The organism is Halobellus salinus, from assembly GCF_014646875.1.
Taxonomy (GTDB): Archaea; Halobacteriota; Halobacteria; order Halobacteriales; family Haloferacaceae; genus Haloquadratum; species Haloquadratum salinum.
On the sequence record NZ_BMOC01000022.1, the window covers coordinates 1 to 21,403 of the forward strand.

The 21,403-nt window shown below is 46.9% G+C and carries 22 protein-coding genes; 8 read left to right on the plus strand and 14 right to left on the minus strand.

Annotation, left to right across the window (positions count from 1 at the left end; all coding sequences use genetic code 11):
• Positions 1-284: 284 nt before the first annotated feature.
• The gene (locus tag IEX72_RS13365; RefSeq protein WP_188788180.1) at positions 285-3,263 is read left to right on the plus strand and encodes an Eco57I restriction-modification methylase domain-containing protein; all 2,979 of its coding nucleotides are present in this window, start codon (positions 285-287) and stop codon (positions 3,261-3,263) included.
• 180 nt (positions 3,264-3,443) lie between these two features.
• Here IEX72_RS13365 and IEX72_RS15585 read toward each other — a convergent pair whose 3' ends face one another.
• Together IEX72_RS15585 and IEX72_RS13370 are read right to left on the minus strand one after the other, a co-directional pair.
• Complete coding sequence (locus IEX72_RS15585) at positions 3,444-3,671, minus strand: hypothetical protein (RefSeq protein ID WP_345782308.1); 228 nt, start codon at positions 3,669-3,671, stop codon at positions 3,444-3,446.
• A 275-nt stretch (positions 3,672-3,946) separates the two neighbouring features.
• Positions 3,947-5,128, minus strand: a complete 1,182-nt coding sequence (locus tag IEX72_RS13370) for a type I restriction enzyme HsdR N-terminal domain-containing protein (protein WP_188788182.1) — start codon at positions 5,126-5,128, stop codon at positions 3,947-3,949.
• 541 nt (positions 5,129-5,669) lie between these two features.
• Here IEX72_RS13370 and IEX72_RS15670 point away from each other — a divergent pair.
• Positions 5,670-5,807, plus strand: coding sequence for a DUF7837 family putative zinc-binding protein (locus IEX72_RS15670; RefSeq protein ID WP_449405232.1), 138 nt, complete (start codon positions 5,670-5,672; stop codon positions 5,805-5,807).
• Positions 5,808-6,156: 349 nt separating this feature from the next.
• Complete coding sequence (locus IEX72_RS13375; protein ID WP_188788184.1) at positions 6,157-7,479, plus strand: outer membrane protein assembly factor BamB family protein; 1,323 nt, start codon at positions 6,157-6,159, stop codon at positions 7,477-7,479.
• Between the two features lie 90 nt (positions 7,480-7,569).
• Here IEX72_RS13375 and IEX72_RS13380 read toward each other — a convergent pair whose 3' ends face one another.
• Positions 7,570-7,812: a hypothetical protein gene (locus IEX72_RS13380; RefSeq protein WP_188788186.1), complete on the minus strand. Its 243-nt coding sequence runs from the start codon at positions 7,810-7,812 to the stop codon at positions 7,570-7,572.
• 181 nt (positions 7,813-7,993) lie between these two features.
• Here IEX72_RS13380 and IEX72_RS13385 point away from each other — a divergent pair, with 181 nt between their 5' ends.
• Positions 7,994-8,227, plus strand: coding sequence for a hypothetical protein (locus tag IEX72_RS13385; RefSeq protein ID WP_188788188.1), 234 nt, complete (start codon positions 7,994-7,996; stop codon positions 8,225-8,227).
• 78 nt (positions 8,228-8,305) lie between these two features.
• Here the strand turns inward: IEX72_RS13385 and IEX72_RS13390 are convergent, their stop codons facing one another.
• Genes IEX72_RS13390 through IEX72_RS13400 form a run of 3 tightly spaced genes read right to left on the minus strand, consistent with a single transcriptional unit; the run spans position 8,306 to position 9,297 of the window.
• Positions 8,306-8,488 carry a hypothetical protein gene (locus IEX72_RS13390; protein WP_188788189.1) on the minus strand — a complete coding sequence of 61 codons (183 nt, stop codon included), beginning with the start codon at positions 8,486-8,488 and terminating at the stop codon, positions 8,306-8,308.
• The gene (locus tag IEX72_RS13395) at positions 8,481-9,026 is read right to left on the minus strand and encodes a hypothetical protein (protein ID WP_188788191.1); all 546 of its coding nucleotides are present in this window, start codon (positions 9,024-9,026) and stop codon (positions 8,481-8,483) included. Before IEX72_RS13395 ends, IEX72_RS13390 begins: the two co-directional genes overlap by 8 nt.
• Position 9,027: 1 nt before the next feature.
• Positions 9,028-9,297: a winged helix-turn-helix domain-containing protein gene (locus tag IEX72_RS13400; protein ID WP_188788193.1), complete on the minus strand. Its 270-nt coding sequence runs from the start codon at positions 9,295-9,297 to the stop codon at positions 9,028-9,030.
• Positions 9,298-10,590: 1,293 nt separating this feature from the next.
• On the opposite strand from IEX72_RS13400, the gene IEX72_RS13405 reads away from it, so the two are divergent.
• A complete protein-coding gene (locus tag IEX72_RS13405) occupies positions 10,591-11,361 on the plus strand; it encodes a hypothetical protein (RefSeq protein ID WP_188788195.1) in 771 nt (256 codons plus the stop codon).
• A 1,418-nt stretch (positions 11,362-12,779) separates the two neighbouring features.
• On the opposite strand, the gene IEX72_RS13410 is transcribed toward IEX72_RS13405, so the two are convergent.
• Positions 12,780-13,064: a DUF5789 family protein gene (locus IEX72_RS13410; protein WP_229663846.1), complete on the minus strand. Its 285-nt coding sequence runs from the start codon at positions 13,062-13,064 to the stop codon at positions 12,780-12,782.
• 557 nt (positions 13,065-13,621) lie between these two features.
• Between IEX72_RS13410 and IEX72_RS13415 the strand changes: the two genes are divergently transcribed.
• Complete coding sequence (locus IEX72_RS13415; protein WP_188788199.1) at positions 13,622-14,125, plus strand: hypothetical protein; 504 nt, start codon at positions 13,622-13,624, stop codon at positions 14,123-14,125.
• Positions 14,126-14,570: 445 nt separating this feature from the next.
• On the opposite strand, the gene IEX72_RS13420 is transcribed toward IEX72_RS13415, so the two are convergent.
• The 5 genes from IEX72_RS13420 to IEX72_RS15395 all read right to left on the minus strand — a co-directional run bounded on the left by IEX72_RS13420 (position 14,571) and on the right by IEX72_RS15395 (position 17,745).
• Entirely contained in the window at positions 14,571-16,346 is a 1,776-nt protein-coding gene (locus IEX72_RS13420; protein WP_188788201.1) for a hypothetical protein, read from the minus strand.
• A gap of 39 nt (positions 16,347-16,385) precedes the next feature.
• Positions 16,386-16,841, minus strand: coding sequence for a hypothetical protein (locus IEX72_RS13425; RefSeq protein ID WP_188788203.1), 456 nt, complete (start codon positions 16,839-16,841; stop codon positions 16,386-16,388).
• Between the two features lie 29 nt (positions 16,842-16,870).
• Entirely contained in the window at positions 16,871-17,191 is a 321-nt protein-coding gene (locus IEX72_RS13430; protein WP_188788205.1) for a hypothetical protein, read from the minus strand.
• 156 nt (positions 17,192-17,347) lie between these two features.
• On the minus strand, positions 17,348-17,617 hold the full coding sequence (locus IEX72_RS13435) for a hypothetical protein (protein ID WP_188788207.1): 270 nt from the start codon (positions 17,615-17,617) through the stop codon (positions 17,348-17,350).
• Positions 17,614-17,745 (minus strand): hypothetical protein, encoded by a 132-nt coding sequence (locus IEX72_RS15395; protein WP_268238897.1) that lies wholly within the window; start codon positions 17,743-17,745, stop codon positions 17,614-17,616. The genes IEX72_RS13435 and IEX72_RS15395 overlap by 4 nt, the downstream gene beginning before the upstream one ends.
• Before the next feature lie 382 nt (positions 17,746-18,127).
• Here IEX72_RS15395 and IEX72_RS13440 point away from each other — a divergent pair, with 382 nt between their 5' ends.
• Positions 18,128-19,390, plus strand: coding sequence for a hypothetical protein (locus IEX72_RS13440; RefSeq protein ID WP_188788209.1), 1,263 nt, complete (start codon positions 18,128-18,130; stop codon positions 19,388-19,390).
• 556 nt (positions 19,391-19,946) lie between these two features.
• Here IEX72_RS13440 and IEX72_RS13445 read toward each other — a convergent pair.
• A complete protein-coding gene (locus IEX72_RS13445) occupies positions 19,947-20,378 on the minus strand; it encodes a TRAM domain-containing protein (RefSeq protein ID WP_188788211.1) in 432 nt (143 codons plus the stop codon).
• A gap of 217 nt (positions 20,379-20,595) precedes the next feature.
• Positions 20,596-20,886 carry a hypothetical protein gene (locus tag IEX72_RS13450; protein WP_188788213.1) on the minus strand — a complete coding sequence of 97 codons (291 nt, stop codon included), beginning with the start codon at positions 20,884-20,886 and terminating at the stop codon, positions 20,596-20,598.
• Positions 20,887-21,123: 237 nt separating this feature from the next.
• Between IEX72_RS13450 and IEX72_RS13455 the strand changes: the two genes are divergently transcribed.
• Complete coding sequence (locus tag IEX72_RS13455) at positions 21,124-21,321, plus strand: hypothetical protein (protein WP_188788215.1); 198 nt, start codon at positions 21,124-21,126, stop codon at positions 21,319-21,321.
• Positions 21,322-21,403: the final 82 nt, after the last annotated feature.

The window sequence follows — 21,403 nt, forward strand, 5'->3', positions numbered from 1 at the left end:
TTAGTTTCGCGGCCTCTTGGATCGATGATCATCTCGGTGACTATCTTCAAAAGTTACGCTAGGTACTATTCGGGGTAACCAACCTCAACGTAGATGTAATCGGAGAGGACAAGGCACTCAATAAACAGGAAGACGCCGAAAGGGATATTGAAGACTACCTGAACAACCGGGCTGCCTCCCGTGGAGCCGAGTATGGTATTGCCACTGACGGAATCAACTGGACTATTATCCGAATCGAACTCGGCGGCGACTATCTTGATTACGATAGAATTGGACCAACGCCGTTGGACTTTCGAGATGAACTTCTGAAGATTGCCTCCGAGCGAACCTCGGTTTCTTACTCAGGCGCATCGGAAATAAATACAGACGAGAAAGTTCAGGAATTCGTCGAAATTTTCTTTAAGGATAATCTGAACCAACTGCTCACTCAGGATGCTCCGAAGCAGATTCGCCGGAGAAAACAGGCCGGAATTGAGGAGTTTTACGATTTATATGTCCAGCTGCTGTTCGGGGAAGGATCAAAAAGTTATGACTATGACACTACACTAATTGACACAATCAGATCTCCTAGTTCTGCCTCAGACGCCGACGTTCGGAAGTTCGCGATTAAATTGGTAAATCGTCTTCTGTTCGTCAAGTTCCTCGAAGATAACGAAGTGCTTCCTGAGAAGTTCTTGACCGAACGAGTTGAGAAGTATAGGGAAGCCAGTGAGGTCGATCAGCTCACAGGTGGACTCTACAAGACTCAACTCCAGCCAATCTTCTTTTCTCTGTTCAACACAGAAAAAAACGACCGCATCTCGAAGCACAAAGGTGGGTGGTTTGATAGTGTTGAGTACTTGAACGGCAGCTTGTTTGCTCCCTCTGAAGACGAGCGAAAGTACGACGTAGACGACGATATGCTAATTAACGTCGTCAGAGACCTCATCGAGGGCCACAAACTCGAGGAAGACAATGGGAGTCTCGACCCGTCTGTTCTCGGCCAAGTATTCGAGATGACGATCAACCACATCAACAGTGGTCAAAGCCAGAAGGACGAAGGTGCCTACTACACTCCGAACGACGTAATTCAGCTGATAAATAAAAAAACGATTGATCCGAAGGTCCACGAAATTCTAGTGGATACTTACAGCAAGCAGATAGTAAAAAAATCTGGGATGGAGCCAGAGAACGCCAGAGAGTTTGTCTCTTCCAACGGTCTTGGGGAGATGCTTGGACAAATTGAGCAAGGAGAAGGCTACTTTGGTGACACGGATGCTTTGAAGGAGGCATACGAGCGTCTTGGAAGGCTGAGAGTGATTGACCCTGCCTGCGGTTCCGGTCACTTTCTAACGGGTGTTATGGACGAAATTCACAGGGTACGAATGTCGTTACTTCGTGGCTGGAAAGGCGACAGCCTGGAAGATGCCGATATATATGATGCGAAGAAAGAGTTGGTATTAAACTCAATTTATGGCGTCGATATCAACCCGATCGCTGTCGAGATTGCGAAGCTGCGTGTGTGGCTGAAAATGGTCGAAGAGGGCTGGGAACCAGATTACGGCGAGCTCCCAAACATTGATATCAATATCGTTGCAGGAAACTCTCTGGTTGGTATTCCCGCGATCAGTGTAGGCCAGTCCCAACTACAGGACTTTGACTTAGATATATCCGAACTTCGACAAGTTCGAGAAGAATATAAGGAGGGAGAAATTACTCGCCGCGAACTGGATAACAAGATCGAGTCTCTACGGCCTGAATTAGATGAGAGCTTCCTTTCACAAATCAACCATTATTTCGAGGAAACAATCAGCAAGGAGAACGAGTGGCTGAAACTAACTGACGGGTTAACAAATCTCTATCCATCTATCAAAAAAGTCACAATACGGAGGGTGGATGAAGAACAGCTTACTGACAAACAAAAAACTAATATAGAAAATGAAGGCTTCTACGTTGAACCGAGGTATGAGAAGAGTGCGAAGGTCGAGGAAGGAGATATTGACAATATAGACGATTTCAGCCAGTTCCTGAACAACGGCCTCAAGCTGGAACTGGAGCGGCAGCCTCTCCAAACAGATCTTAGACTGCTACAGAATCTCCGAAGTCATATAAACTCCCCAGACCTCGCATATGGGCCCTTCCATTGGCCAGTTGAATTCCCCGAAGCCGCAACGGAAGATCAGAACGGGGACTACGACGTAGAGTTTGATTTGGTAGTCGGTAATCCGCCCTACGGTGATGTTCAAACCGAGGTGGAGAAGCAGTTCACTAAGGGCTACAAGACCGGGAACGTGAACGATGTTATTGCCCCATTCATAGAAAGACAAGTTAATATTCTGAAAGACGGCGGATACTTTGGTAATATTGCCGCCTTGCTTTTCGCCTATCAAGGAACTGCGTCGAACATTCGAGAGGTTATTCGCGACGGGCTGGCAAATCCAGAGGTAGCTTGCTTTAGTCGGAGGCCACAACAGGTGTTTGCAGGGTCTCAAGCCCGAACTGGTATCATCACTGCTAAGAAGGAGGATGTGGATGATAGTTCAATTTACACTAGCAAGTTCCTGAGGTTCAGTGAAAATAATCGACGTAAAGTATTCAATAGTATTGAGTACGAGTCAACCGACGGTCTAACCCTCGGAAATAGAATTGGCGGTGGAAAGGATAAGAGTCTTCCAAAAATCGGGAGTAGCACTCTTCGAAGTATCCTCGAGAAACTGAAACAGAACTCTGATAATACGATAGATGATGTCTCAACTCGCTCTACTGAAACAAGCTATGCGGTTTGGAGGTCAAGACACCCTGCGTACTTCATCAATCCTTGCTTAGATAATTTGTATCCGGCAGGGGAGAAACCCCAGGACTTCGATCCATTCTACTTCAGTTCCGAGATAGAGCAGAAGGCGGCGTTCGTCGTCCTCCACTCAAATCTTTTCTATACTTACTGGATGGTATACGAGAACGAGAGAGACCTGAATTGGAAATCTATTGACCCGTTCCCTCTACCAAAAAAAGACAGGCTGGAGGCGAAAGAAGATGAGATCGAAGAGGTTGCCAACGAGTTGTGGGATGAAATTCAGACACGGTTCGTCGGTGACGACAAAGAAGTAATTGAACAGGCTGGAGCTCTGAAACCAATTGCGGATGCCACGGACGAGCTTTTTGGCCCGATGTTCGACTTGACAGACGAGGAGATTGAATATGTACAAGAGTACGACAAAGAGTACCGGCTGAATGACGTAGACCAAACTCAACTGGTTTCTAAGTCGTTCAGTTGGCAAAACTGATGTTTCCCGAGGTTCATCCACTTCGCACGATTCCCACACTAACAGCGACTCCGAACGTCTCTTTCGCCATCTACAGCAAGCTAAGAACAGCGTACATCAAGTGTACAGCGCTTTCAATTCGTTAGAGCTTATCTACCGACCCGTGTGAGTTTTTATAAAACCCGCTATGTACTAATGATGTCACTCTATCGGGGGACGGAGATCTCGACGCCGGAAGTCCATCGTCTGACCTGACTCAAATTCAACTCGGTACAAGCGGGCATCCTGCTCATCTCCGATAATCTCGTCTACATCGTCACTCAACGCAGAGACAATGGTTCCGTGCTGTCCGTGGTATTGCTGGTGATCAACGTCAGTCTCGTCAGGGATATCTACCCGAACGCGGTCTCCTTCGCTAAACTCTATCATACCGAGATTAAGACAATGTCACCGGTCTAACTTACTGTACGGAATCATCTCTGACCACTCATAACCACACGAATTACACGTATAGCATTTCTTGATCCCGGAGCCTTCCTGTTTTTCCTGTATCCATACGTCGCTGTCGCGGTTACATTGAAGACAGCGTTCGGAGACTTTGCGAGCAACGTCCATTTCTGTGTTTGAGTGTCGCCGTTTGGTCATATATTTGTTATTCAGAATAGGATACAATAACCGTCTACAGACCGCTGGTGAAGCCGCAGTCAAATCACGTCTTCAGTTGTCGTTGCGTTCCTGAAACTGGCTAAATCAGAGTATACCCTACCTTGCGGAGCTTTTCGCTTGTAGGGAATAGGATCCTCAAGTTCATATAGCGTTCCTGGTTCAAAGATCACTACTTCGTCGCCAGGATCAAACCCTGCTTCATCTCCTGTGTATGATTCTGCTTCGCGTGCTAAGGTGGCTTCCTCAGCCGGAACAATCTCCTTGATGCTAGCGATGTAGCGTATCTCCTGTGGCTCCCCTGCAACGTAGAACGCGGCGTACTCTGGATTCTGACCAACTCGAACGAAGCCCCACGCATTGTTCTCTTTGAGGAACTGAATCCCGGACTTACGAGTGGGGAATATAGCAGTTTGAGAGTCACCAGCACCAGATATTTCACTTCGTGGAATACTCCCTACTATTGCGTTCCTCCCTTGGCCAGGTACCCACTCAGCACTATCCTCCTTCTGGAGTTCTTGCTCGCCCGCCCACTCAAACTGGACTCCGTCCTCACTCTGCTGTTTGAGGGACGTTGATAATACATCGACAAACTGTTTTGCTCCATCTTGGACCGTCTGCGAGACAGAGTCCCCAATCTCGTCTGTGACGACTTGTGTGATACGATTAGCAATTGTAGCCTTCTTTTCACGAAGATCAGTCGCTGCTCGTTGAGTCGTCTCGATATTTTCTGCAATTCGCTCCGCCTCGCCAGTCTTGATTGATTCTCGAGAGAGCGTATGTAGGAGATGAGCGTTGTTTTCGAGATTACCTAAAGAGATTTCGCCGAGTGAGACCTCGTCGGGGCGTTCTCTACCCTTCTTCCGCTTCAGTAATTCAAACTGAGTGCCATTAGTCAGCAGTCCCCAATCTACACCTACCTGCCGCATATAAATCTTCAGTTGATTCCGGTGCGAATCTGAAATAGCCGTATCGACTCCCTTGGCTTCCACAAAGACAACCGGAGCACCCTCAATCATCAGCGCGTAATCCACTTTCTTCGTGCCTACCCCCATCTGAACTGAGTACTCTAGTTCGACATCTTCAGAGAGCATATTCCAACCCAAGATCTCCAATAGTGGCTCGATAAGTTTTCTCCGAGTGTTCTGCTCGTTCATCTGGGGAGAGGAGTCAATAAGCGACTGAGATCTCTCAACATAATCGGCTAACTCATCTTTGTTCATAAGTCGAGTTTTTTACCGCTGATACATATGAATAAGGGTACCATCTAAAGTTAGCGGCGGTTATGAAACGTTGATCTTACTATTTCTCAACGGTAGCAGCGTCTGGTAAAATAAACAAGCAATTAGCAGAAACCGAGTCGACAAGCGGCTCAAGAAGCCCTCATAGAGCACTTTGAGCAGGTGGGTCTCGGTAGGAAACAAGCTGCAAAATTAGCACAAGAGTTCACTGCTGAGAGGTAACTAGCTATAGCGACCGGAGAACTGGGTTCATCAAGCATTACCCCTACCATTCGCATATTTTGATTGATTACTGGACATCTGCGTCTGAAATCCCCTCGTTCACGGCCTGTATCGTCGGAATTTTCACCGGAATCACGGTGTGTCCCCACGGCCTGGGGATTGGCGATAATCCGAAATTTCTGCTACTACAGTAGGTATTTCTACTTTCACTCCGGTTGGCGATTCTTTTAGTCGGTTAAGCTCGACATCTAAGATAAGGGAGTCAGCAGTTGTCACACGCTCAGACTCCCTATCCCCCCCTATGTCCGCTCAGCGATCGCCCCTTGGCAGCTGTCCGTTCTGTGGTGAAGAGATACCACAGAGTAACATCCTCATTGAGTACGAGGGTGGGATCTTCGCGGAGTGTCCTGAGTGCGAAGTTCCGGTTGAGCCAGAATAGAGGGACCGGGCTACTCGGCCAATGTAATATCTCAATTGGACGTGCTTGTTCAACGCTGAACGACTATACGAACGGTGGATTGGCCGCAGAGGGAGTGTAGCAGCGATCAGGCCAGTCAAATTATTACAGTCCCAATCGAGCGTCTTCTTTCTGTACGAAATTAGAGCGAGATCTGTAGCTGGGAGATCGGTCGGCTCAAGCGATTTTGCTATCACTTACTCCATTCACGTACAAACTCGAGAAGCTACCTACATAGGTCAATCATCGAATGGCTTCTGAAGACTATACCCTCCTTGTAGAACTAAAAGAAGAGGGAAAATTGATATTATTGGATAATCGACCTTGAGTTATGAGTACTCGGCGAGAAGTTATGAATTATATCGGGACAGCCGCGATTGGGGGTATTGTTGGGTACTACGTTGGAGCACAGGAACTCCTCGGTATCCAATCAGAAGAGGTAGTGAGGAGTCCTGAACCTGAAGAGACAACAGAAAATTCAGTAGAAGAATCGACAGAAGAGCCGACAGAAGAACCGACAGAAGAACCGACAGAAGATAACACTGGAAGCGAATCGGGACTTGTCAGTTCGGCGTTCCCTCGTTTTCAGTATAATAATCGAAATACGGGCCATCCCCCAGACATAGAAGGCCCGGCAGGATCGCCAACAGCCCGCTGGACATTTAGTGTAGATGGTAATAATCACACTACGCCAGCTATTCACCAAGGTACTGCTTATTTCGGTGGTGGCGGCGGAAAAGAAAACCAGAATAAGAACGTATACGCGGTGAATACCTCCAGTGGAAGTGAAATCTGGCGGTTCGAGAATGACGCTGCTTTCCAGTCCAGTGCAGCAGTTGGCGAACGTGCAGTATATATTGCGGATAACAACGGAGAATTATTTGCGCTTGACCCGGATGACGGATCAGTAATCTGGAGTGCTGATTTTGGACAGGCAAGTTACACTGCGTCTCCAGTCTTAGCGAATGATACTGTGTACATTGGCGATCCGGACACCGGGGGTGTATTCGGCTTCGATACTCAAACCGGTGAGCAGGTATGGGCGTTCAGTACCCAGGGGGGTGTCACTGCTTCCCCAGCATTAGCAGGTGGAAATGTTTATTTCGGTACTGAAATGGGGGATGTCTACGCAGTCAATACGGCTGACGAAAGCGTTAGATGGGAGTTTGCTGCTGTCGGAGAAGTGACCGGCGCACCCGTCATCCAGGATGGACTGGTATTTGTGACAACTGCTACGGGGACGGTTCAGGCCATCACAACCGAAAACGCACAGGAAGAATGGAGAACAGAGACTGATGAGCAGATTCGTTCATCTCCTGCGATTGATAGCTCCTCCCTCTACGTCGGTGATGGCGAACTATTTGATAGGCCAGGAAAACTCTACTCACTAGATACGGACACTGGTGAAATCGAGTGGTCATTTGATACTGAAGGATCATTTGGTGGTCGTAGAGGCGCAATAATCCGTTCCCCTACTGTAGGCTCAGAACGTGTGTATTTCGGAGTCGACTCAAACAAAGTGTACGCAGTTAACAAAGATGACGGGACAGAGGTATGGCAGTTTGATACCGGTGTTGTGCTCTCTTCACCCGCTATTTTTGAGGATGTTCTTTATTTAGGGGCAGACAATGACACAGTCTACGCGCTTGAATAAACTGAAAATGTCGTAGAATGGCTCCCGAATCTGAGTAGGGATTATCCACTACAGAGGCTATCTGTAGCTTCTGATGAGCAGCCCCGCTTCCTACTCGGCTGGTTTGCCGTACTCAATCTTGTCCTGTAAAAAGCATCGAAGACATTTCCACTCCTCATCGGCTGCGGAATCAGATACTCCGATAACACGTTTCCCAACAGATTCAGAGACGAGTCGGTACTCAACAGCAGGTTTACACGCAGGCGTCTTTGGGCTCTCTTCAGACAAGGGCTTGTGCAGCTTTGTCTTCGACGTATCGCCTGTTGCGACGAGGTACTGCTTCTTAGTCTCCACAGATGGCGTAGAAAATGGCTGTAAGTGTAATAAATCTACATCTGGTAGAGTGAGTTATAGAAGGATTCGCAGGATGTGACTGTCCCAAGCTTGCCAAGACTAGAGTTCAAGATATGGAGCACAAGTCCTGCCCAGAGACGTTACGAAATTAGTTTGTGCCTGCCAACAAGTTGCCAACAGTATGAGACTTCCCTCCCCCTCATACAGAGAGCACGTAGAACTTGTAGCGACTGTTCTCGTAACTATCACAATCCTCCAATATCTCGGCGTCTTAGGACGCTCTGGAGACATTGACGTAGTATTTCTTGTCGTTTTGGGGATTACCCTTCCAATATTCACCTACCTTCTGACAGTTGCTGGTGAAAATATTGAGTGGATGTCAAAGTGGGATAGAATGGTTCAGGCCGATGAATGACCCCGGTTAGGACAAGTAAATATGTCAGTCTCAACATCGCATCTGAACCTTACTTCACCCCACTCGGAAATGACAGTCTCAATCCTCAGATCCTACCGGCTCGCAACGAAGAACTATCGTCCCATCTTCTCTTACATCCTTCTCAATCTCGTACTGTCCAGCCGTTAGTAAGCCAGAAACATTCATCAGGCAGCTCCCAGAGTTATCCTCCCAGACACTCCTTTCTTTCACTACTTCTGTCTCTTCAAATGAATCAGCCATCAACCTGATCAGAGCCTCGTTTGTTTGCTGCCGCCTGTGCCATACTAGGAGAGGCAGCCGGTACTGTGTCTGGTCCAGAATCCTCCTCTCCATTCAAAATCTCACTGATCTTCACTGAAAATGTCGTACTGGAGCTATCCTTTACTTGGATGCTACCCTTCTCTACCAGAGCTATTTCATCTGCATTCTTGTGCTCTTCTGCTAAAGTGTTCGCCGCTTGGATCTCTTCATCACTAGGTGACTCAAGCTCAATATTCACCCCATCTTTGGGAGTGACCGTTGAATCGTCCTGATCAGTCTCATTCTTCTCTTCCGTCTTGGTCTCAGTGTCTGACCGACTCGGACTTCTGTTTGTTCTCGTTCTGCTGGATGTTTCACCTCCAAAGGCTGATATTAAGCTCCGACGTTTCTCAATAATAGAGGCGCGTCTATCTGTGGGGTTCTTCCTTCCTGCTGCAAGATCCTCGAGAGTCCTAATTCTTAGATTCAGATTTCTCCGGACAGCTCTGATCAAAGTAGTTCTAGATTGAGTCGACATATTATAACACCTCAGCGACTTGTTTTCCGTCGTTAGTGGCTTTATAAATCTTATGGTTGTACTTCGATTCAGTGAGGTCTTCAACTAGTCCCCTCTCTTGCAGCCATTTGACTTGGCGTCTGGCCCATTTTGTTGAGACATCCAGTTCATCAGCCAGTTCCGAGTTCATCTGGGGCTTTCGAGTAAGTTCTTTGAGGACCTGAGTTCGTCTCTTGGAGGCCTTGACTTGGCTAATCAAGTCCCAGTCTAATTGCTCGAAATCAACTGTCATACGCTCTCTACTGACCACTCTGGGATGAACCCTAATTAAGTCAGGGGAGGCTATTTTGCGTGAGTATGTCACATATATTATGGGTATGACACTGGTGGCAAAATGAGGATGAATATGACTATGGCTATTGGGTAGGATCGGCGCGGCCCCCACGGGACAACACGGAAAGGTAGGCAGGCGGGAGGGGCCTCCATTATAGTAGAGGGTGGGTTCACATCCTCTGAAAAGGCGATGCCCCCGTCCCCCCGTGGGGACCTATCTTAGACAGATCAATGGTAATTCCAAGATTGGATCATTTCTAAGAATCGCATCTAATTTCCCTTCGCGCGTACCCCTAAGTCTGGGTTCGGCTCAATCTATTAGTAACATATCACAGAAACTACCTATATCCGGCTGGGACGTGTAAGATCATATATGGCAGCGAAATGCCCCCACTGTGGCCAAACAATAGAAAGATCAGAGGAACACAACGCTGAGAAGGTCCGATTAAAGCCCTGTGATCATCTTCTCCGTGTCGCTGTTCCAGCAGTCGACTATCCGAGCTTTCCTTAGTATCTGACTTTTCCACAGGGTGTCATAGAAGAGTTGCCACGGTGTTTATATCACGATCTCACAGCCGAATCAGCCGTGAGGTCTTGATCGCGTATCGGCCATAACGCCGAAACTGCTGGTGAAGAATAATTAAGCGCGAATCTACTTGATTAGGCAAAATACTAATATTAGGACTTGATTCATTCAGCATATGCCCTCCGTCGTAGACAAACTAAACGATTTTAGAGGAACACGCCCAGCACAGGCCATCTCCGCTGCGATGTTGCTTATATTGGGCTTGTACAATCTGTTCTACAAGCCTGGGGTACTTGCGCTCATTTTCGGTATCCTGTTTTCTGTTGCCGGAGTACTCGCAGTCTACAAATTGATCGTCGGGGAGAGTATCGTGCAGTCAATTTCGTCTTAATTCTGTGTTCATCGGACCCGATTTCTTAGAAGCACACGCAATTCCACACAGTACATTCGCACATCTATCTGACGGTGTTTCGTCACTGGCTGGGCGAGACAAACGATAATCAACGGTTGTATAGAACCTCTGTATCTCGCAAAGCGTTCTTGATAGATACAGAATAGTTCAACCGACTAATTGGTACGTCAATTCCCTGTACTGATCAATTCCAGTTTGGTGTGGGGAGTCTTCTATGACACCCTCACGCGTTAGCTCACAGGCCGGGGATGGGTACAGTTCCATTTTAAGTTTTGAGGGACTTTTTGATTCTCCTGCCGCCATACAGAGATGAGATGACGCAGCAAAGCTTAGATATTCGTTCCGCACTCACGAACGGCCTCGGTCGGGTCAGTAATCGAAACGGTGGAATACTGATTATGGCGGCTGCAGTGCTCGGAACGTTGTGGCAAGTCCTATTCAACAGTGTTTTTGTTCAGATGCTCCCGCCTGATTATTCTGGCTCGCTTGGATTAACGATTGATTTGCCCTTTGGAATCCTAGCTGGTAGTAGCCTCATCGTATTCGTTCTCCTTTCGTACCTCACGATAGTCGCCACGAGAACCTTCGTTGCTGGCAAAACGACCCAACTCCCAACTGAGTTTCTTCAGCGTCAGATTCCGTGGGTTATTGCCAATCTTATTGTGGGGGGTATCGTGTTCACCCTTCTGCTGTTCATCGGATCTCTCCTGTTTGTTATTCCGGGACTCGTCGCCTACCTGTCGTTGCTATTTATGACCTTCTTCATCGCCGTTGATGACGACAATTTCATCAGTGCAATGACCAGTAGTTGGCACCTCACCAGAGGAAATTGGATTCGACTCTTCATCCTTCTCGCCATCATCATCGTTCCCACCGCAGTCGGGTCTGCACTTGTCTCAACAGCATCCGTGATGGCATTCGGCGCTAATTCAGCGGCTTCGCAGATCGCCACCGGCCTCATCTCATTGCCAGTTAGCATTCTTATCCTCGGCGTGTTAGCCGAAACATTCGTTCAACTTCAGGAAAGGCACCACGAGACCTCACCTGGATCGGCTACTACCGATCGCTCCACACCTGAGTATTAATACGGCTCTTGCCGAACACGGTGACAGCGTGTCATAGAGCTCTTCACACACTATAGTCAGTCTAAGTATCTTTACAGAGCTGTGCCGTCGCAAAAGAACGTGCACCCGGTGCACGGCGCTTAGACATCTTCAAACAGTACCTCTTTATTCCGGAATTCTGATTGTTTTGACCCGGATAGCGTGATACACCCGGCAACCGTGGTTCCTTCAGAGTGGCTTACAGCAGCATCGGGGCTGGAACCGCCGGATCTGCCGATGACCTTATGAACCCTTCTATGCCACCCTGTTTCCAAATTAAAGCTGTAATACTGTAGTTGATAGATAGGGTATCATAGAATCGTTAGCACACCTATTTCAATCGGTAAGTACAGCCGAACGCTGTATCACATCGGATCGTCTTCTGCTCAGAATCTGCCAGGAGCGACCCGGTGGGTAGAGAGATCCAAACCACAAAAATTTCATTTGTCACGTAATGAATACTCGCTGTCGATGCCCTCCAATTTCGGTAAACTGTTACTGGTTGGGATCCCTTGCCTGATAGTAGCGTTATCGGGGTGTAGCGGCTTCTCACCGGCAGGTCAGCCGACTGACACCACGGATAGACCTTCGACTGTGACAGACGTACCGTCGACCGTAACGGAGGTACCACCGAAGCCTACAGAGTCACCAACGACTGAGACAGTGTCACGTGGAGGTCTGCTGGTTGTCGAGCCAGTAGAGAACACGACCGGAGCGAACGAGAGCAAGATCGTGCAGTATAACCAGACGAGACTCTCTCAATCGCCAACACTGAACGATGCAGTCACGGAAGCGATTTCTACCAAAACTACACAACAGCGAGACCTCTCAGGTCAGGAAGTCCAACGAGTTGAATCAGTGGCAGAAGTGTATAACGCGCCGACCGGGGGATTCATACTCTTGAATAATGAAACAGGAGTTCGCGTCTCACTCGCATATGAACTGTGAATATAGGTCGGGTTCTCAGCAGTTCGTAGCGTCAGCATTGGTCTGGTGACTGGCTTGCGCGTTGTATTCAGCACGCCCTCGTGAAGATCAAGAAATCTGGTGGGACCTACAGCGGTACATTCGCACCTAAGACCTCACGGCTGGCGTAGTCGTTGAGTCGTGAAATAAACACCCCAATAAGAGTTCTATGACATCCTAGTTGATAGAGACAAAGTCTGGGCCAGCAGTCCAGCAGTGATCTTATTCCAACAGTCGGTCAGGCATCCCAACTGGGCCTGTATCCAATGGCCTGTGCCTGGGGCGTATCTCGCAAAATATTCGCTGCTCTTTGACTCCGTACAACAACAGGTGTGCGTGGATCTGAATTCTGGTGTTATTCTGGAGTAATTAATTCCTGTCGAGCAAGAAGATATAATTAATCTGATGGCCGCTCCGAGTAGCAGAAGCTTGGGCTAAAACGACTGTTGATCTCTGCTATTATGAGTTGACCCTCGATCGTCGTAGTTCGCTCTCCCGACGCTTCCTCGTGGTGCTAAAGACATCAAAGTGCCCCGGAGCTCATCACTTGAATCAAATGTCTCGGGGGGATCATCAAGGAGGTCAAGCATCTCCCCAAGAGTCGTTTCAGAGCCGTCTTGAAACTCAACCGTCAGATTTTCGCAGTTATCTTTGATATCGTCTATATTGGCTGGATACTCGCAATCACACAACTCGTCCAGTGCCTGGTTGAGTTCCATCATACACTATCATTACACAGCGTGTATACCTATGAAGCTACTGCCGTGAGAGGATGCTTCTATCTGTTCGATGATCTCGTCGAAGAATGAAAGGATATCATCGGGGTAAATAGATAGTCTTCCTGCTGGCGGGGATCAAGACAGCGTGGTCATAACAACAGATGAGAGTAAGGAACTGTTCAGGGCCTCTGTTCGCTTTATCCCATCATAGTATTTTGTCCTTCGAACTGAACCGCAGCAAACAGGGTGTGAATGTCTCTATGAAACACTAATCTAGTGAGCTATTGTGGACTATGTGGAATTAGTACTGATTGTTTATAAGACGTAGAGATTCTGCCCAGCATCGAAACTTCTTATTTTTCCGAATGAATCTTGAATCAGCTGATAGAACCTGCCTGCATACTAACCGGCGAGGTTTCTCCTAATTCGACAATAGGTTCCGCTATCCCCGCAAGATACAAACCGCGAGTCGGCTGCCGAGTCATCTCTGATTGTTGCTACTGAATTGTCGGAGTGCTGACCAAGTGCTTATTTACTTTACAATAGAATTCGGAACTATGGTTCTTGACAGATATGACACAGACCCGGTAATCAAAAGTTGGCAGAAACTTCTTGAACAAGAAGCAGAGTCGCGGGGAACTGAGGTTGATTTCCAGTCCTCCACTTTTCATTTCATCCTCGAAGACAATCCACAGCTTGTTGCGGGGGTAGTTCATAAGAGAAAAAGTTGGGAATATAGTCCACCAAATACGGATCAGATATTCTTCGAGGGTTCACGCGAGTTGGATGCTGAAAGTAGATTATCTGAATGCGTTATATTTTCGGTGATTTTGGATTTGTACTCTCAATCGAGAGAGTTTGATCCTGAGAAAGATCATTTCCTCATTGTACCTCCAGAAGACAGAAAGATCCTACCCGGGAACAATGACCGTTTTAACATATACGTGGACAATCCCAGCAAAGGGGGCTCATATTATTATTATAAATCGTCTCCTGGATCAAACAGGAAGAATATAAAAGGGGGTGACTGGGGTAGTATGTTTAAAAAGCTGATTGAGTAGTACAGATATATGTCAGTTGTTTCACCCTTGAGAAAATAAAGTGAAGATCATACGTCTATTCACTACCATCTCTATACTCAGCAACTTATTTGTGACAAATCTTGAGTAGATGGCAATCTGATTTGATACGGCATCCGTCTGTATTGGCTGATACAGCCTGATCTGACCGTTCAATAATTTATTGCGATCTAAGCTCGTTGTATTTTCAGCCTTGGGTGGTCCTTTGGAGTCTTGAGTGGGACTCTTTCTCAAGATTTGTTAAGAGCGTACTGTTGCACTAACGGAGAATCAGTATCTATCCAGATCGGGTCCGTCGTGTGGGGGCAGCACCTCAGGCGTTAGGTCCCTCAGAAAATCACCTATCCCGGATATTGTCAACTGATTATTAGGAATCACAGAATGAATTCTCTATGGGTTTCCTGATAATATTTTTATATATCAGGCTCTACCCCCACACTCCCGGGATTGGTCCGCTTCCTTCCTCAATCAACTCAAACCTATCACTCTTTTTTAATTCTTTGCTGATACTGCTTCTACTCGCTTCAATCTCATCTTTTATATCGTTTATTTCGAACTCATCTATGCCCTCACTCTGAAGATATCTGAGTATCTGATTTTCAGTAGAAACATAGGAACCACCAACTGTCTCTTCAGGTTTTTTACTAACTGGGATGTCGTCAGGGATAGCAGCCGTATGAACATATACTGTACTCTGATCAATTGACTCATCCCTCCCGAATCTAAGGATAGCCTGTCCTACTAGATCATCCCTGAAAGCCCTCATAATTGGATCTCCAACGTCTCCAAATGACTTGTCAGTCCCTTTCTGACCATCCCACTCGATGGACTGGTTCATAAAGGCTCCAATGAGCTTAGCTTGATGATGGATCCTCCATTCAGGACTCCCAAGAACGACTCCAACGTCTTCGTTTTTGAACTGATTATTTGACTCGACGTTAGCAAAGTTCATTTTAGAGCTAATTGGCAGCTCGTCCTCGTCGTATAGATCAAGAGCTTTCTTCGTACTGATTATCGGAATATCCTTGTCGTGATTTTTATCCACTATCCTGATCAGCTTCCTGTCAGCTCCCTTGGTGACGTATTCACCGGATGAGTATGGCTTCACGTTCTCAGAGGTCTGGATGACAGACAAACCCATAATTTCAGAGTAGTATTTCTGTCGTTCTGCAAGAGATAGAGGTTCAACGAGTTCAGTGTGTACTCCTAACCTCCAGTTCAGCCATACAGGAGATGATATATTTTCGTGCTCGACCGGATAGCCGTTGAGAACGATGATGGTATTAGGAGAGATCCTGGGTTTGTTTCCCCCAAATCCAGGCCTATTCAGTAGATACACGCTGCCATCTCCGTCTTTTACTCCGATATAATCCTCTCTATCTGAACCGTCAGTATCTCCGTAGCCATAGACAGCAAACCCGTTGCCCAGATCTTCTGATTTCAAAATCGTCTCAACGATCTTCACAGCATCGGAATGTGTGGTCGAGCCTTCGTCTGTCCGTAGTTCAAACTCTAGATCATTCAGAGCATCAATTGCTCTCTGTCGGACTCTTTCTGAGCCTCTAGCCTCGTAGAGAGAGTCAACAGAATTGCAAGGGAAGGAGTCATTCTGTAAGATAGCAGTCAGCTTGGATTCGTTAACCTCGTGCTCTTTGATGAACGCTTGTTTTGATATATCATCGAAGAATACAGTCCGGTCTCGGACGAAGGGCTCTACGTGAGAGTGTTTTGTGTGGCCTATGAGGACATCGTACTTGCTGAGTGGGATGTCTTTCTTGTACTCTCCTTCCAGCTCTGGAAGCTTTCGAGCGTACTCACACGCTGAGTGGCAAGCATCCGTCTCCCGGTGAATGGTTTGAGGTGAGATTCCCCTATGATACAGTTTGTGCGCTTTGCTCGGAGCAGAGTTGCCTTCGTCTGAGTCATAGCTGTCGCAATCCTCCGGCATTGAGGGGAGTATCTTCACTGTCAGTCCTCGGTCCTCACACCACTGTTTGAACTCTCCGTAGAGATCTCGACGAGCAGTGAAGTACGCTGCGTGAATCCCTTTGTCAGCAATGACCTGAGCACTGCTGTATGATTTGCCTGAAGAAGGGGGAGCCTTGATTACACAGTCGAGTTTGTTCTCAATGCTGTCAGATATTGTTTTCTTGACTCTGTCGTATACGTCCTGTTGAGATTCTAGCGGGCTCTTGGCTTTCATATGGTTAACCGGTATGATGATTTGGAGGCGTAGGAAGGATTAGTAACAGAGTCTCTGCATTTCTCGTTGTTCTCTTTTAATGCACCAGTCCAGACCCATCGCATCAATCTTATTGTAATACTCGGTGAATTCTCCAGTGAAGACGATGACTTCCTTCTCACAATCAAAGAACAGCAGGCCGCGCTCTTTCGCCTCGTCCTTTAGATCCGTTGAGATATTCTCTTTTACATAGTGAGGCTCTAGCTCAAACATAGTAAGTGTTCCATCCTTGGATATCCACGGAGAGTACGGCTTGTCTTCGAGGTCTTTGAGAAATTCCTCTGAACCTTTTAATTCGTTTATAAGATTCTCAAGACCATCGGAACTCTGTCTATTAGGTTCCGTCTCAGAGTTCTGTGCTTCCGTGTTCCCCCCGGAGTCCTGTGCTTCTGTTTCGTTTTCAGAATCTTGCGACTCTGCTCCTGTTTCAGAGTCTAGAAAGTGTTCAATTCCCATCTGAGGATATAAGTTCTAAATTGTTATTTTTAATTCTCTTTCAGCTCGATATTCTTACTTCGTACGACTTCTACTTCTTGATCGGTCAATATATTACAAAGTCTTATTAGATCCGTGGGATGATTTTCTTTTTTGCATTTAACTGCTGCAGCAATAAGCTTTCCAAAGAATGGAATCCGGTGAGTAGAAAGCTTTCTTTTTATATACAGAGCGGCCTCAAAATGTTTTCTAGCGGCTTGATCCCGTCTGTATACCTCAGGAATTTCCTTAGCTTCGGGATTATGGAACGTAATCCTAGTCGTCTTCGGTTCTTCTAGCTCGTCACTTTCGCTGTTTGCGTCGGTTGTCATTTCTCTAAATTCTCCGTTGGTCGTTTGTCTGCCTGCTTGAATCGCTGGATACAATGCCTCCAGCAGGGCGGAAGCCCGCTTGACAGAATCGAACTGTCAATAATGCGCCAGCGCGGGCTAAACCATCTTGCTAAGCGTCAGGTCCCAGGTGTGGGGTTAGCCTGAGAAGCCCTCAAATAACTCCTCGATGGCTCCCTCATTACCCTGAGTAACTTCTTTATCAACAGCTACGAGGAAATCTCCGACTATCCTCTTTCGATTGACAGAAGTGTCTTTGAGGGATTTAGCAGCTTGATAGTGCTTTCTCATCTTCTCTTCCTCAGCATAATCACCTCTCGAATCTGGGTGATCTACGTTCGAGAATGTTATGTGAGTCTGCTTTTGTTGGCTCTGTCTGTCGTCTGTGTAGTCTTCAAGTCCAGTCATTCTGCTTCCTCCTCGATTCTTTGGTCGATATAGTTCTCGATGACTTCATTGATTGTCTTGTTTCGGGATACGGTTTCTTTGAATTCTATCCACTTATTGTCTGGAATGTCTAATTTGTAGGTAGTCATACCCGATCACACCTGTTGATTGGTCACTTGCGGTGATAAATGTTTCTTCTATGATAAAATAGGGGTCCCAACAATCGCCCCAATCCAATGGGCAAATATACGGTATACATATCGGGCGTATTTCGGCCTCACACGGATTATACGAGAGTGATAACCTTTCCCCAATCATCCAACCACGATGGCCATACGCGGCGTGTGATGGAGTTCAATCACCGGCGGGGTGATCTTCAGTTGGAAGGGTACATAACTGGTACAAATAATATCACTACTTTCCATAGATTTAGCAGATATCAAGAATATGAGACGGTAAGCTACGACCTGTACGTATAATAAGAGGAGCTCGCGACTGAATTTTATATGAGCATAGATACTTGCTCTAATTATGCCCAGCGAAGAAAAGTCCGAAGTTGATCTGTCTGATCTGAAGAGCCTATTTGAGCTAGTTGGAGAGGCAGGAGAACGTAGATACGGCACAAAAACCGCTAGACACGTATACGAGGAACTCGCGCTCTCGATTGCCTCAATGAAGCTCAAGCAGGCTTACGGAGTTGAGGTAAATAAAGTCAAGATGCCTCGACATATGCTGATTTTTGGGCCCACGGAGACATTCAAATCACAGATTGTCTCCGATTTCATAGACCACTTTCTACCTAAAACTATATCTGGGGATCAGATAGACTCGTCTACCCCGAGGGCACTGATGGGGAGTGCCGACAGAGATAGTGGGGATGTCTATCCACCGTCTTTCACTACTAACGACCTCGTTCAGATTGAGTGGGACACTCTAACGACGATGGAGGACTCCAGCCAAATTCAGGGCATCTTCTACAAAGCGCTTGAGGACAACGTCATTAGAAATGATATGGTCTCTGTCGCTAAGTCGGATATTGAGGACCGGGATTATCTCTCTGACAACAACCAGATGAGGTTAGAGTTTCCTGTAAAGTCGGTTATTATCGGAGTTGTTCATCAAGAGAGTTCGTTCTGGAAGGAATACGACAAGGCATTCTACAACCGGTGGTGGCCGGTGTTCAACGATCCTCCGAGCGGCTATATTGCTGATGCGAGGGAACATCAAGATCAGTTAGGTCAGGATGAGAAAGAGATCAAACGGAGATTCCGGCAGCTCTTCGACGAGGTAGCCCTAACTGGCGAATTCAAGTCGGTCAATTCAGATGTATATCGGAATGAATTTGTGAATCTGTACGATCAAGAATCTCCGAGAATTTTCAACAAGACGAACGTTACGCTGTCGTGCAAAGCTTTACTCGAAGGTCACATTGAGGACGGGAATATCGAACCGACTCAAGACGATATAGATTGGCTGAAAACGCGAATCAAAGAGAAGTATAATCCCCACTACAATGAGATGCTATCCTATGCGGAGACGAGTCAAGAAAACCTCAAAAGAAGAAATGATAAGATTGAATTGCAGGCTCGGATGCTCAAGTATATAATAACCAATGGTGGAGCGACGAAGCAAAACCTCGCAAATAGGTTTGATCGACCAGCGGGTACTATTGAACAATATTTGACTGAAACTGGAGGAATTCTTAGCGAGATGATTACACACGAGAAGGAGGTGACGAGCTATGGTAAGAAACCAGTATATCGAGTCGAACAGAATAGAGAGGACTCAGATTAAACTACAATTACAACGGCTGGATAGGCGTGTGAAGAGATGTTGTCAGAGAATTTGTATAAACTCCTCATACCCCCACACGCCCTGTGTGGGCAATAGAGTATATTTCACACAATTATAAGTAAAATAAACTTAGTTAACGTTTATCTTCCTCTAACCCCACGGTGGCACACGGGATGGTGGGGGGTGTGAGGAGGACGTGACAAGCATCTTTTACATTTTCATTCCCCATTCAAGCTATGGACCTCGAACAGCGTGCCAGACTGAAACTAATTGGATGGTATACCCCCCCACCGGACGTGTGGGTACGCGTTTCTGTCCCCGAGATCAGCTATGTTTCAGCGTATTATAGAAGATATTAAACGGTTATCTCAGCACTTTCCAATATCTCTGTTAGGAGTCTAAACTTAGGAGAGTGGTCAAAATAACAGGCAAATGGAGTAGAAATCAACGTCTGTCTATGTGATTCAACTAGAGCTCAAGAATATCTTTACAGCTTGATACCTAGAAATGCGTACTGTTCGTAATGCCCTACGAGTCGAAAACCCAGCAACCGTGTCTATACTTTCTTCCAGTTGTCCTCTCTATGGGCTTGAATGACCTCCGCGATATCAAAGTTCTCTCGTACAGTCTCCATCTCCACGGTAACTGTATCTCCCGGTTCCGTATCTGGCACTATCACAACATAACCCCCTCCAATCTTACCGAGCCCGTCTCCTTGATCTCCTACCCCTTCAGTTTCGACCCTTCTGATATCGCCCTCATCCACGGGAGGGCTTGGCTCCGAGTCAGCTGGTTGCTCACGTCCTGATGAGTCCCGTGGGGATTCAGTCTTGTCTGAAGGGGTTGCTACCAGCGCTACTTTGTATACCTCTTCAAGCGAGAGATCTCCGTTCTGAACTTCTTGTCCGGGGGCCTCAAGCACGTATGAGTCTTCTTGCTGCTCAACAGTAGCGTGATACAACCAGGGGAGTTCTTCGGAGATTTGCATCTGATACAATCGTAGAACAGCAAGAGTGGTTTGGGTTTGTTGAAAACCCGGCTCTGCAGTTTATACACACTCCTCAGGGTGAAGATCCGTGAACGATAGCATCGGCTGTCGACGTCATATATGTCTCGGTCATAGTAGAACGTACAGAGTTCAGTTACTTATGAAAATCCTGCTTCTACGCGCGCCATTGACCAGGGTCCGCAACTCGCCGCTGGGGTCAAGACACTTCCCTCCACTGAGACAATTCCCCAGTATACCGCGAGACTTTAATATTATCTGTGTCCTCACGGAGGATGTCATCAACGCCCTTCCCATACTCGTCTTGTAGTTCTTCGTCAATGTCTTCACATATATCCTCCAGAAAGCCCGCGATAATAGCACTATCAACAGCCGAGAGTTTCATTTCATCATCCATTTCCACCCGTAATACCTCGTTATCATCGACAGCCACCTCGACAAACTCATCAAATCTCTCTGACTCTGGGGGGTGTTCGGAAGATTCGCCCATATTCGTTGCACACAATTTGACTGAAAGTTAAATATCTACTGGTCTTGCATATTACTCAGGAAATTCCGTGGTCGGAATCATCCATCTTTTCTATCGCCTACATCATACTCTCAGTTCAACGTGCAGAGCCGGATTGAAATTCAGAGGCTCGCCGCTCGGATTCACTCGTGAGTATGTATAGCGTCCCTTTGAGCATTGACTGAGTTTTTGACGATCCTACGCCTATACGAATACAAGATGACTCAGCAAACACTCTATCCCGTGTTCATAGGGTTACTTGATCTTGGATTCGCTGGACTACTATTCCTGGTCGTTCCAGTGCTGGGAGTATTGATGGGAGCTATCGGCGCTCTTGTCGTGGGAACGTGGCTTGTTCAGCATCTGAACCTCTCGCCTGTAGAATCTGAATCTGCGATAGTAGGTAATGTGCGGTGAGAGAGTATCTAAGGGTCCGACTCTAAGATCATACGACTGAAGTTGTATTGACCGGCTACCCTGAACAGTTGAGCTGTTATAG